This window comes from Streptomyces speibonae (assembly GCF_984686075.1).
Genome location: NZ_OZ480260.1, coordinates 1,451,772 through 1,463,847 on the forward strand (window position 1 = coordinate 1,451,772; position 12,076 = coordinate 1,463,847).

At 72.9% G+C, this 12,076-nt stretch carries 14 protein-coding genes; 7 read left to right on the forward strand and 7 right to left on the reverse strand.

Annotation, left to right across the window (positions count from 1 at the left end; all coding sequences use genetic code 11):
- Window positions 1-140: 140 nt before the first annotated feature.
- The 4 genes from AC5L3C_RS06445 to AC5L3C_RS06460 all read right to left on the reverse strand — a co-directional run bounded on the left by AC5L3C_RS06445 (window position 141) and on the right by AC5L3C_RS06460 (window position 3,722).
- Window positions 141-761, reverse strand: a complete 621-nt coding sequence (locus tag AC5L3C_RS06445) for a DoxX family membrane protein (RefSeq protein WP_125503187.1) — start codon at window positions 759-761, stop codon at window positions 141-143.
- Between the two features lie 151 nt (window positions 762-912).
- Window positions 913-1,452, reverse strand: a complete 540-nt coding sequence (locus AC5L3C_RS06450; RefSeq protein WP_185930949.1) for a NifU family protein — start codon at window positions 1,450-1,452, stop codon at window positions 913-915.
- Between the two features lie 6 nt (window positions 1,453-1,458).
- Window positions 1,459-3,411 carry a ferrous iron transporter B gene (gene feoB / locus AC5L3C_RS06455; protein WP_493647513.1) on the reverse strand — a complete coding sequence of 651 codons (1,953 nt, stop codon included), beginning with the start codon at window positions 3,409-3,411 and terminating at the stop codon, window positions 1,459-1,461.
- Entirely contained in the window at window positions 3,408-3,722 is a 315-nt protein-coding gene (locus AC5L3C_RS06460; RefSeq protein WP_125503192.1) for a FeoA family protein, read from the reverse strand. Before AC5L3C_RS06460 ends, feoB begins: the two co-directional genes overlap by 4 nt.
- Window positions 3,723-4,075: 353 nt before the next feature.
- On the opposite strand from AC5L3C_RS06460, the gene epsC reads away from it, so the two are divergent.
- From epsC to AC5L3C_RS06485, 5 genes are all read left to right on the forward strand, one after another.
- The gene (gene epsC, locus AC5L3C_RS06465; RefSeq protein ID WP_493647515.1) at window positions 4,076-4,663 is read left to right on the forward strand and encodes a serine O-acetyltransferase EpsC; all 588 of its coding nucleotides are present in this window, start codon (window positions 4,076-4,078) and stop codon (window positions 4,661-4,663) included.
- Entirely contained in the window at window positions 4,660-5,598 is a 939-nt protein-coding gene (cysK, locus tag AC5L3C_RS06470; RefSeq protein WP_125503196.1) for a cysteine synthase A, read from the forward strand. Before epsC ends, cysK begins: the two co-directional genes overlap by 4 nt.
- A gap of 155 nt (window positions 5,599-5,753) precedes the next feature.
- On the forward strand, window positions 5,754-6,599 hold the full coding sequence (locus tag AC5L3C_RS06475) for a class I SAM-dependent methyltransferase (RefSeq protein WP_493647518.1): 846 nt from the start codon (window positions 5,754-5,756) through the stop codon (window positions 6,597-6,599).
- A gap of 134 nt (window positions 6,600-6,733) precedes the next feature.
- Window positions 6,734-7,489: a hypothetical protein gene (locus tag AC5L3C_RS06480; RefSeq protein WP_493647519.1), complete on the forward strand. Its 756-nt coding sequence runs from the start codon at window positions 6,734-6,736 to the stop codon at window positions 7,487-7,489.
- A gap of 214 nt (window positions 7,490-7,703) precedes the next feature.
- Window positions 7,704-7,889: a hypothetical protein gene (locus AC5L3C_RS06485; RefSeq protein WP_185930948.1), complete on the forward strand. Its 186-nt coding sequence runs from the start codon at window positions 7,704-7,706 to the stop codon at window positions 7,887-7,889.
- A gap of 35 nt (window positions 7,890-7,924) precedes the next feature.
- On the opposite strand, the gene AC5L3C_RS06490 is transcribed toward AC5L3C_RS06485, so the two are convergent.
- Window positions 7,925-8,374 carry a peptidoglycan-binding domain-containing protein gene (locus AC5L3C_RS06490; protein ID WP_125509968.1) on the reverse strand — a complete coding sequence of 150 codons (450 nt, stop codon included), beginning with the start codon at window positions 8,372-8,374 and terminating at the stop codon, window positions 7,925-7,927.
- A gap of 194 nt (window positions 8,375-8,568) precedes the next feature.
- On the opposite strand from AC5L3C_RS06490, the gene AC5L3C_RS06495 reads away from it, so the two are divergent.
- A complete protein-coding gene (locus AC5L3C_RS06495; protein WP_125503201.1) occupies window positions 8,569-9,234 on the forward strand; it encodes a hypothetical protein in 666 nt (221 codons plus the stop codon).
- 73 nt (window positions 9,235-9,307) lie between these two features.
- Here the strand turns inward: AC5L3C_RS06495 and AC5L3C_RS06500 are convergent, their stop codons facing one another.
- A complete protein-coding gene (locus AC5L3C_RS06500) occupies window positions 9,308-9,490 on the reverse strand; it encodes a hypothetical protein (RefSeq protein WP_125503203.1) in 183 nt (60 codons plus the stop codon).
- A gap of 26 nt (window positions 9,491-9,516) precedes the next feature.
- Window positions 9,517-10,560, reverse strand: coding sequence for a LacI family DNA-binding transcriptional regulator (locus tag AC5L3C_RS06505; RefSeq protein ID WP_125503205.1), 1,044 nt, complete (start codon window positions 10,558-10,560; stop codon window positions 9,517-9,519).
- A 219-nt stretch (window positions 10,561-10,779) separates the two neighbouring features.
- Here AC5L3C_RS06505 and AC5L3C_RS06510 point away from each other — a divergent pair, with 219 nt between their 5' ends.
- Window positions 10,780-12,072, forward strand: a complete 1,293-nt coding sequence (locus AC5L3C_RS06510) for an ABC transporter substrate-binding protein (RefSeq protein ID WP_125503207.1) — start codon at window positions 10,780-10,782, stop codon at window positions 12,070-12,072.
- Window positions 12,073-12,076: the final 4 nt, after the last annotated feature.

Sequence of the window (12,076 nt, forward strand, 5' to 3'; positions counted from 1 at the left end):
GTCCGGCATGCCGTGCCGAGGCACGGTCACTTCTTGTCGCGGACGGCGGCCACCGCCGGTCGGGCGCCTCGGCCGGCGGTGATGAGGGCGGGGTGCCCTCGCCGACGGCGGGGGCACCCCGGTGCGACGAGCCGCCGCGCTCACAGCAGCCAGCGGTTGCGGTTCACGAAGGGCAGCCGTGCCCAGGCCCTGCCCAGCCCCCAGGTGGCGCCGGCGCCCGCGGCGGCGAGAGCGACGAGGACCACGGCGTAGACCAGGTGGTAGTCGGCGAACGGGTTCGTCGACATGCTCGGCGCACCGTCCGACAGGTGCTTGGCCGGCGGCCATTCCGCGATCCACATCAGCGCCATCATGACGGTGCCCGCGACCGCGGCGAGCCTGAGGCCGATGCCCGCGGTCAGGGCGAGACCGATGCCGAGCAGGCCGAGCATGAACAGCCAGTCGGCCCAGGCGGCTCCCGCCCAGTCGTGGAAGGTGGACTCCATCGGGCCGACCGTCACGCCGCTGAGGAAGCCCCTCGTCGGCGAGCCGCCGTCGATCCAGCCCTTGCCGGACGGCGTGGCGTAGCCGAAGCCGAACGTCTTGTCGAGGAAGGCCCACAGGAAGACGAACCCGGTCAGCAGCCGCAGCCCGGCCAGCGCGTGGGCACCGGCCGCCGTCGCGGTCATGGTCGCCTCGTCGGAGGCGGGAGCCGTCCCCGCCCTGTGCAGGGACGGGAGGCGGAGTCTCGGTTGCCGGTGGGAGTGGTCGTGCACTGCCATGGTGCTCATCCCCTTCGAGGGAGTGCGACGCGCAGAATGCGGACGACTTTCGTTGCTCCCTCACTGTCCCGCGTCGTCACCCACGGGCAGAGGGGCTGCACGGCCCGGGAGGCGGGCCGAACGGCCTTCTCGCGCGGCCGGCGGAACGGGCTCACCGGGAGGCGGTGTTGCGGACCTCCCGCAGACCGGGATGGCGTCGCCGCAGATGGCGTTCCAGGCGTTGGTGGAGCGTGATCCAGGAGGCGGGGCAGCCGCGGCAGGCGCCGCCGAGGCGGACGGTGACGACGCCGTCGCGCACGTCGACGAGGTCGATGACGCCGCCGTGGGACCGGGCGAAGTCGCCCACCTCTCCGGCGAGTACCTCGCGTGCCACGTCGTGGAGCAGCGTGTCGTCGGAGTGGTCGGTGGCGGTGACCGGGATCCATCCGGCGGGTCGGCCGAGGGCGGCGTGCAGCGCGCTGCGCACCCGGGCGCCTTCCTCGGCCCAGGTGCGGTCCGGGCCGAGGCAGGTGACGACGGCCGCGCGTTCCGCCGTGATCCGGGCAAGGGTGCCGTCGGCCAGCAGGGCGGCCAGCGGTGCGGGCACCTCGGCGAGCGGGCCGGTGCCGGTGAGGATTCCGGCGGGGATGATCCAGCGCAGCCGGTCGGGCCGGCCGGGAACCCGCTGAGGGTGCACAGGGATCGCCGTCACGGCGGTTCACCCGCCCAGCAGGACGGTGACCGTCCGCGCCAGATACGCCATCAGCCAGGCCAGGACCGTCAGATAGCCGAAGGCGATCGCCGGCCATCGCCAGGTGCCGGTCTCCCGGCGCAGGACCGCCACCGTGGCCATGCACTGCAACGCGTACACGAAGTAGACCAGCAGTGCGGCGACGGTGGGCGCGGTGAACACCGCCTCCCCGGCATGGGGTCCGTCGGGGTACGTCATGGCCGCCAGCGCCTGTTCCGGCCGTTCGGGATCCTCCGCGGCGGCCACCTGGCCGAGGGTGGCGACGAAGGTCTCCCGGGCGCCCTGGGCCGACAGCACACCGACGTTGACGCGCCAGTCGAAGCCGAGCGGGTCGAAGACCGGCGCGACCAGCCGGCCGAGGCCGGCGGCGTAACTGTGGTCGACGGTGTAGGCGGACACGGCGACGGGGTCGGTGCTGTCGACGCCTGCCGCACGCAGGTGCGCGTCCGTGTGCGGCGGCAGGTTCAGCAGCAGCCACAGCACGGTGCTGGTCGCGACGATGACGGTCGAGCACTTGCGCAGGAAGGCGCGCGCGGAGGACCACATCGCCACCAGCACCGCGCGCGGGGCGGGCAGCCGGTAGGGCGGCAGCTCCATGAAGAACGGCACCGGCCGGCCGCGGCGGTCGCCGAGCTTCTTGAACGCCCAGGCGGCGAGCATCGCCGAGACGGCGCCCAGCAGATACAGGCCGAACATGACCAGACCCTGTGCGCGGAACGGGCCCGCCTTCGCGGCCGGGTCGACCAGCAGGCCGATGAGCAGCACGTAGACCGGCAGCCGGGCCGAGCAGGTCATCAGCGGGGCGGCCATCATCGTGGCCAGACGGTCCTTGGCCGAGGGGAGGGTGCGGGTGGCCATGATGCCGGGAACCGCGCAGGCGAAGGACGACAGCAGGGCCACGAAGGCGCGTCCCTCCAGGCCGAAGCGGGCCATGACCCTGTCCATCAGGAAGGCCGCCCGCGCCAGGTACCCGACCCCCTCCAGCAGGGCCAGGAGCAGAAACAGCAGCATGATCTGCGGGACGAACACCAGCACGCCGCCGACCCCGCCGATCAGGGCGTCCCCCAGCAGCCCGGACAGCCACGGATGGCCGACATGGGCGTCCACCCGGTCTGACAGCCACGCGAACAGCGTCTCCACCCGGCCCTGGAGCGGGGCGGCCAGGGTGAAGACGGTCTGGAAGAACAGCACCATCACCGCGAAGAACACCGCCGTTCCCCACACCGGATGCAGCAGGATCCCGTCCACGCGCCGGGTGGTCCGGTGACGCTCCGGGGGCCGGTAGCCGGCGAAGGCCAGCACCGATTCCGCCCAGGCGTCCCGCTCCTCCCCCGCCTCGGCGGGCGGCGCCACGACCGGGGCGGGCCATGTGTGCCAGGTGGCGAGCCGCTCGCGCAGCCGCGCGACACCCAGCTTCCGGTGGCCGACCACGGGCAGCACCGGCACGCCGAGTGCCTGCGCGAACGCGTCGATGTCCAGTCGGCCCCGGCGGCGGGCCAGTTCGTCGGTGAAGGTCACCACCACACAGGCCGGCAGTCCGCGGGCCAGGACCTGGGCGACGAACGCCAGTGAGCGCCGCAGGGTGGTGGCGTCCACGACCAGCAGCAGCGCGTCGGGCCGGCCGGTGCCTTCCCGCCGGCCGTCCAGCACATCGACGGTGATCTGCTCGTCGGGGCTGACCGGCTCCAGGCTGTAGGTGCCCGGCAGATCCTCGACCAGGTGGCGGTGGCGGCCCGTTACGGCTGTCCCGACGGAGCGGGAGACGGTCACGCCGGGATAGTTGCCGGTCTTGGCCCGCAGGCCCGTGAGGGCGTTGAAGACGCTGGTCTTGCCCGAGTTGGGGGCGCCCACCAGGGCGATCCTCGGCGCCTCGGGCGGGGTCGCGCCGGCGCCGGCGGCGTCATGGCAGCCCGCGCTCACCGCTGCGCCTCGCCGACCAGCACGCACCGCGCCTGCGCCCGGCGCAGGCACACCTCGTAGTCCCTGACCCGGTAGAGGACGGGGTCTCGCAGAGGCGCCCGGCGCACCACCTCCACGACCGTGCCGGGGCTGAATCCGAGGTCGTGCAGCCGCCGGACGACGGCGGGCTCCCCGTCGGTGACGATCCGGATCACCCGGGCGCGGGCGCCGGGAGCCAGGTCCGCCAACGGGCGCGGCGGCGTGTCGACGACGGTGGTCCCCCGGCCGTCCGTCTTCTCGGACGCCTCGAACGCCCCATCGGTGCGGCTCATATGCCTCTCCCCCCATCGCGCCGGGTACATCGGCCCGGCGATGGACCACCAGCAAGGTGAGGCAAGCCTTACCCGTCGTGCGGGCCGGGGCGCGGGGCGTGCGGTCCTCGGGCATGGGCCCCCCGGCCCCATCGGTCCGGGCCGTACGGCCCCCTCACACCAGGCGCTTCGGACCGGGCGCCGCCCGGGGAGCGGCCCGTAGCGTGCACTGCCATGGACAGCGGCGCCGGTACGGCGGCTTCGGGAGGTTCCCGGCGCGGAGGATGCCGGCTCCGTGTCGAGCCCGGTGTGCCCGTGGCCGTGGCCCCACGCCCACCGGTTCCCTGCCGCGACCGGCCCACAGAGAGACGCGCATGATCTTCGAGGATCTCCGGACGGCCTGCCGCAAGGACCCCGCCCTGCACGGTGTCCACGTGATCGAGGCGCTGCTGTATCCCGGGCTCTGGGCGGTCTGGACCCACCGGGTCACCCATCGGCTGCACCACCTCGGTGTGCCGCTGCTGCCCCGGCTGCTGTCCCAGCTCGCCCGCGCCCTGACCGGCATCGAGATCCACCCGGGCGCGGTCATCGGCCGGCGCTGCTTCATCGACCACGGCATGGGCGTGGTCATCGGCGAGACCGCCGTCCTGGGCGACGATGTGATGCTGTACCACCGCGTCACCCTGGGCGGCACGGGCTGGTGGTCCGACACGGCGGGCGCCAGGCGGCACCCCACCGTCGGCGACCGGGTCGTCCTCGGAGTCGGCGCCACCGTGCTCGGCCCGGTCCACGTCGGCCACGACACGGTCATCGGCGCGCACGCCCTCGTCCTGCGCGACGTCCCCGCCCGCTCCCGCGTCCACGCCCCACAGGCGGCGCCCGTCGCCCGCCCTCCCGGGCCGGCAACGGCGGCCGACGGCAGGATCCTCACCCCCGCAGACGAAAAGGAACGACCGGCATGACGGCGATACGCCCCTCGATCGCGCCCTCGATCACGGCGCTGATAGGCCGCACCCCTCTGGTGGCGCTGCACCGCTACGGCGCGGACCTGCCCGTGCGTCTGGCCGTCAAGCTGGAGTCCGCCAACCCGGGCGGCAGCGTCAAGGACCGCATCGCTCTCGCGATGATCGAGGAGGCCCAGGCCTCCGGCGCGCTCCGGCCCGGCACCCGCCTCATCGAGCCCACCAGCGGCAACACCGGCATCGGCCTGGCGATGGTGGCGGCGGCCCGGGGCTACCCGGTCACCTTCACCATGCCGGAGAGCATGAGCACCGAGCGGCGCGCTCTGCTGCGCGCCTACGGCGCCGAACTGATTCTCACCCCGGCCGCCGAGGGCATGACCGGCGCCGTCGCCCGGGCCACCGAACTGGCCGAGCGGCACGGCTGGTTCATGCCGCAGCAGTTCCGCAACCCGGCCAACCCCGACGTCCACCGCCGTACCACCGCGCAGGAGATCTGGCAGGACACCGCCGGACAGGTCGACGTCCTGGTGGCCGGTGTCGGCACCGGCGGCACCGTGACCGGCGTAGGACAGGTCCTCAGGGAGAAGAACCCCGGCATCACCGTGGTGGCCGTCGAACCGGCGGAGTCGGCCGTCCTGTCCGGCGGCTCCCCCGGCCCGCACCGTATCCAGGGCCTCGGCGCCGGCTTCGTCCCCGACGTCCTCGACACCGACGCCTACGACACCGTCTGCCGCGTCTCCCTGACCGAGGCCAGGACACAGGCCCGCCGCCTGGCCCGCACCGAGGGCATCCTCGCCGGAGTCTCCGGCGGAGCCGCCCTCCACGCGGCCACCGCCCTTGCCCGCCTCCCCCGGCACGAGGGCGCCCTGTTCGTCGTCGTCCTGCCCGACACCGGGGAGCGCTACCTCAGCACGGGCCTGTTTCAGGAGGCCTGACCGGACGGCGCGGATCACAGGGAGCCCACTCCCCCGGCGCCCCCGGCGGGCCGACCGGCCCCGCGGTCGGGACGTTCGGCCCCCCGCACCCGGCCACCTCGCGGAGTTAGGTTCACCTAAGTGACATCTGCGCAGGCGGAGAGCGAGGTACGAGCATGGCACCGACGGACCCACCGGCCCCGCGGACGAGCATTCCGCTCCCCGGCGACGGGCTGGACGCCGCGCGCATGCCCGGCCACTGGCTGCTGGCCCGCCTGGGCAAGCGGGTGCTGCGCCCCGGCGGCGTGGAGCTGACCCGGTGGATGCTGGACGCGCTGGACGTGGACCCGCGGGACCGGGTGGTGGAACTGGCCGCCGGCCTCGGGGCCACGGCCCGGCTGACCCTCACCCGTCACCCGGCCGCCTACACCGCCGTCGACCGGGACCCCGCCGCGGTGGCCGCGCTCAGCGCCCTGGCCGCCCCGGGCCCGACCGTCGTGCGTGCCGTGCGCTCGGACGCCGCGGACACCGGGCTGCCGGACGGCGGCGCCACGGTCGTGTACGGCGAGGCGATGCTGACGATGCAGCCGGAAACGGCCAAGCGGCGCGTCGTACGGGAAGCACGCCGGCTCCTCGACGACTCCACCGGCCGGTACGCCATCCACGAACTGTGCCTGCTGCCCGACGGCCTCGACCCGGCCCTGGCCGACCGGATCACCGCCGACCTCGGGGACTCCATCCACGTCGGTGCCCGCCCCCTGACACCCACCGGCTGGGACGGACTCCTCGCCGGCGAGGGCTTCACCGTCGCCTCCCGCGCGACAGCACCGATGGCGCTGCTCGAACCGCGCCGGCTCATCGACGACGAAGGTCTGCTGCCCGCCCTGCGCATCGCCGGCCGGGCCTTGCGGGACCGGGCCGCCCTGCGCCGCGTGCTGCACATGCGCCGTGTCTTCCACCGCCATCGCGCCCGCCTCGGCGCGATCAGCCTGATCGCCGTCCCCACGCCGGTCGACTCCTGAGGAAGACCCCATGACCGCCACCGTGATCGCCCGCCCGCCGCCCGTTGCGGGGAGGTTCGGTGAAACCCGGCCGGCTGCGGCATGGTTCACGGCAGTCTTGGGCTGTCGCCGCAGACCGCCGAAGGAGCCTCTCCGTGACCGACGTGTCCGACCCCCTGTGCGTGCGGTGCGGTGAAGGCCGGTACGGGCGGCAGTACGCGTTCCGGGTCGGTGTGCCGCGGTCGATGTCGAACATGGTGAACGATCCCTACAAGGACACCGTCACGACGTTCGAGATCCTCGGCACGGAGTCCGGTTTCCTGTGCGACCGGTGCGCCTGGCGCCACGTCGTCCCGCGGGGCCCGCTGCCGTTGCTGGCATGCCTGGTCATCGAGGCCGTGCTGTACGCGGGGCTGCCGTTCGACGGCGTTCACGTGCCGCGACCCGTGCGGCTGATCCTCGTCCTCACCCTGGTGGTGTTCGCGCTGTTCGCGGGCCGGGCGACACGCAACGCGCTCGGGCTGGTCGGCGCCGGCCGGCGAGGGGTCCTGAAGAGGGCCTGGCTGCCGCTCTCCTGGGTGCTCCTGGTGATCGCCCACGTGGTGGGCCCGTTCCTGGTGGGCATCATCGTCGACGGCCTGGACGAGCCGGGTCAGCATGCCGTACTCGAAGCGCATCCGGCGACCGACGGGGTCACCTTCGTGACGGCCGTCTTCGGGGTCACCGCGGGGCTCCACCTCCTTCTGCTGCTGGCGTCCTGGTTCGGCCGGCGGGACTCGCTGGAGAGGCTGGTCTGGAAGCACCGCGCATCCGAACTGCGCGGGAGGTGGCCAGGGCTGAGCGGATTCAGCAGTGCCGAGTACGACGCCCTCGCCCCCACACGCACCTGGCACCGGACTCCACGCCCGTGAACCCGTCAGCCGAAGGCCGCGGCAACGGCGTCCGCGCATCGCGCCGGTGAGACCGGCGGGGCGGCGCCCTGGTCGGGGCGCCGAGTGGGTGCGTGCGAGGCCGTGAGGCCGGCTCGCGCGCGAGCGAACTCACCGGCGGCGGTGACTCGGCGCGGGCGGGCCCGGTCGCGGCCTTCGACCGCGGGAAGGTCGCGACAGGGCGGGGCTCGCCCGCATGCGGGAACGGGGCGAGCCGAGCGAGCGCGCCGACCCCGACGCGCTCGCCACCGCCCTGCCGGCCACCGTCGTGCGCGGCCTCCGGGGCGGCATGCCGCTGTCCCGGGTCCGCCGCTCGAGCACCGCCTGCCGACGGGCCGTGTCAGCGGTCACCGAGCACATCGAGAGCCACCTCGTCCGCTGACGGCCCGGGTGGGCCGGCTCGCAGCGGTGCTGGGGTCAGCAGAGCTCGACGGCCTTGTTGGCGAACCGCTTGAACGCTGCCCGGGTGCCGTCTCCGGCAATTCCGTCGATCGGGCCGGTGTAGCCGTAGGCGCTCTTCAGCAGGCGCTGCAACGCCTTGATCGTGTTGGGCCCGGGGATGCCGTCGATCGAGTCGTTGTAGTCCCAGTACCTGGCGAGGGCCCGCTGGAGCGCCTTCCAGCTGTTGGTGCCGAGCAGTCCGTCGATCGCGCCGTTGTAGTCGTACTCCGCCGCGAGGCAGCGCTGGACGCCCTTGGCCTGGTTGCTGCTGAGGCCGAAGTTGTACACGGCGAGCGTGCTGAACTCACCGGCCGGCTCCGCCTGCCGCACGGTCGTCGCGGGTGCCGCGGAGCTGACGGTCGCGCCCGCGAGCGTACCGGCGGCGATGCCCGCCGCGGTGACGACGCTGACGACGGTCCGCTTCATGGTGGTCGGTCGCACATTTCCCCCTCTGTCGACGGAGCAGCTTCTGGTACGACTGCCGGAACTGCCCCGGGAAGTCCGGCCGCGTCCACGTTCACAGGAAAGGGCTCCCCCCGGAACCTGGAACGTTATAGGGCATCACGCGCCGGGCGGCGCGGAGCCGTCCACCGGAACTACGGAACCCTGAGGACCGACACATGATCAGCCTCGAACGAGCAGCGGAGTTGGCCCGGACGTTCGTGGACGAGGATCCGCGCACCTCCCAGGTGGACCTGATCCCGATCGACGGGGAAGCGGCCGTCGTCGACGGCGCCGCGTACTTCGGCTACCAGAACCGGGGCTACCTGGAGACCGGCGACCCCTCCCGGATGACCATCGGCATCGGCCCTGTCCGCGTCGACCTGACGACGGGCGCATGCAGAATGCTCGGCGCTGTCGAAGCCGGTCGACTGGGTCTGTTCGAGGCCGATGAGCGCGCCCTTCCCGGCCCGGGTGACTGGAGGCTCGTCGGGCCCGAGCTCCTGGACGCCTGGCGGGCCGCCTTCGACGCGGAGCCGGCCGCGGCCGACCTCTCGGCCCCCTGCCCGCGATGCGGTGCCAGGGATCTCCACCGCTGGTACCGCGTGGACGACCCGCTGGACTTGGACGGCACTTTCGACGGAGTCCGCGCGGCGGCCCACGGCTGGCTGACCGAGTGGTGCGCCGCGTGCCACCTCTGCCACGAGGACGGTGACACCTTCGTGCCGGACCACTGGCGGTCTCCGTACGACGTGCCCGAGGCGTTCGAGATGAAGTTCGCCCCGCGCCACGTCGAGGCCGCTCGCCGGGCCGGGCTCGAAGCCGGCAGCGGGCGGTACGAGTGAGCCCGTCGACCGGGCACGCCCTGCTCCGCCGAGCAGGGCGACGGTGCTCCGGCGTCCTGGGAATCCCCGTTCCTCACCGGCGCGCCGCGATGCCGCCGAGGGCAGCCGGGGTACGGCCGGACGCGACCGGCCCGAGCCGCTCGCGGTGCCGGGCGCCTCCGTTGCGACCGCCGTCGCGGGCACGGCCCTGCGCACCACCGGTACGACCGGCCTCCGTCCGGACCGGCACGGGTCCGAAGGTGGTCGACGCGCTCACCCAGCGGGAGAACTCCCCCTTCTGAGTCAGCCGCGCGTCACCCCCGTGCTGTCGCGGACCAGCAGCCGCGGTACCGGTACGCGTACCGTGCGGGCCGGACCGCCGTCCAGGAGGGCCGTCAGTTCGGCGGCCGCGGTGCGGCCGAAGGCCACGCTGTCCCGGGACAGGGCCGACAGCCACGGCTTGACCATGCTGCACAGCGCCGAGTCCTCCCAGGCGACCACCGAGACGTCCCCGGGCACCGCGAAGCCCAGTTCCTTCGCGGCGGCGACCCCGGCGACGGCCATCACGTCGTTGTCGTAGATCAGCGCCGTGGGAGGGGCGGCGGCGCCGAGCAGCCGGCGGGTGACGGCCGTGCTCTCCGTGTCCGAGTAGTCCGTGGCCACGGACTCCACGCCGGTCAGCCCGTGCCGCTCGGCCTCGGCGCGCAGCGCGCGGACGCGGCGCTCGGTGTGGGCCAGCTCCGGCAGCCCTGCGATGTGCGCGATCCGCCGGTGGCCGAGCGCGTACAGCTCCGCCACCAGCGCGGCCATCGCGCCCGCGTCGTCCGCCCACACCGTCGAAAGGCCCGGGTGGGGCGCGTCGGGCGTGCCGCCGATCACCACGGCGGGCAGGCCGAGTTCGTCCAACAGGCCCGGCCGCGGGTCGTCGGTGCGGGGGTCGACGACGAGGACGCCGTCCACCCGGTGCTCCGCCCACCAGCGGCGGTAGACCGCGCACTCGGCCTCCACGTCCTCCACCACCTGAAACAGCAGGCCCAGATGACGCTCCGCCAGCACTTCCTGGATGCCGGAGATGAGCTGGAGGAAGAAGGAGTCCACGCCCAGCGTGTCGGCGGGGCGGGCCAGCACGAAGCCGACCGTGGCCGTGCCCTCGCCCGAGAGCTGGCGCGCCGCCGTGCTGGGCCGCCAGCCGAGCTGCTCGGCGACCCGGCGCACCCGGTCGCGGGTCACCTCGGAGACGCCGGGGCGGCCGTTGAGGGCGAAGGAGACCGCACTCTCGGAGACCCCTGCCCGCCGGGCGATGTCCTTCATCGTCGGCCGGCGCGCCGGGGACCGCTTGGCGGGCATGGTGGCCCCTTTCCTCAGCGAGGCAGCTAATGCGCTTGAGTGACCGAAGCCTAAAGCGCATTAGTGGTATGTGGCAAGCTTTTCTTTGCACTGCCTCTGACCTGCACTAATGCTAGGCGTGACGTCTTTAGCTGAGCCAATCCATTGACTTTTGCCGAACGGCCCGTGCATGGTCGCTGGCATCTCAGCCGCCGACGCCGTCGAGGGAGACGTGTCACCGTGCCCATAACCCGCAGAACCCTCACCGCCGCTGCCGTCGCAGCCCTCCTGGTACCGCTCGCCGCCTGCGGCTCCGGAGACGGCGACGGCGGCTCCTCCGACGCCTCCGGCAAGGTCGAGGGGGAGATCACCTTCCAGACCTGGAACCTGCGCGCCAACTACAAGGACTACTTCGAGGACCTGATCGCGGACTTCGAGAAGGAGTACCCCGGGACCGAGGTGAAGTGGGTCGACCAGCCCGCCGAGGGGTACGCCGACAAGATCAGCGCCGACGCCGCGGGCGGCACCCTGCCGGACGTCGTCAACGTCTCCCCGGACCTGGTCGCCCCGCTCGCCAAGGCGGGCCTCGCGCTCGACCTCGACAAGGACGCCGCGAAGTACCGGGAGGAGTACCTGGAGGGCGCCTGGGCCAGCCATCAGATCCCGGGCATGGAGGGGACGTACGCCTTCCCCTGGTACCTCAACACCGGTCCGCTGTTCTACAACAAGTCCCTCTTCGAGAAGGCCGGGCTCGACCCGGAGAAGCCGCCGCGGACGTACGACGAGCTCTTCGACACCGCGCTGGAGCTCGCCGAGCAGAGCGACGGCGAGGTCGCCACCCTCGCCCAGGTGCCCACCATCGAGGACTTCGGCCGCTACGGCGTCCAGCTGATGAACGAGAAGGGCGACGCCTTCACCTTCAACGACGCCAAGGGCGTCGACATGCTCACCAAGTACAAGGAGTTGTACGACGCGGGGGCACTCGACCGGCAGGCGCTGACCGCCACCCCCGAGTCGACGGGCAAGAAGTTCCTCACCGGGGCCGTCGCCATGAACCCCGGCAGCGCCTTCGACCTCGGCAACTTCAAGAAGCAGGCGCCGAACCTGTACGAGAACATCGGCATCACCGACCAGATCACCAGCACCGGGCACGTCAACATGTACGTGATGGGTGTGATGGTCAACGCCAACACCAGCAAGAAGCCCGCGGCGATCGCCTTCGCCCACTACGTCACCGACGCCGAGCACCAGATGTCGTTCGCCAAGAAGGTCGCCATCTTCCCCAGCACCGCCGGCTCGCTCGACGACCCGTACTTCACCAAGGAGGACGACACCGACGAGACCCGGGTCCGGGTCGCCTCCGCCAAGGCCCTGAAGGACGCCGTCAACTACACGCCCGTGCTGTTCAGCGAGCAGATGAAGACGGCGCTGCGCAACCAGGTCGCCAAGGCGCTCCAGGGCAAGGAGAGCCCGAAGGAAGCCCTGGACAACGCTGTCAACGAGTGCAACCAGCTCCTCCGGCAGCAGGGCTGACCCG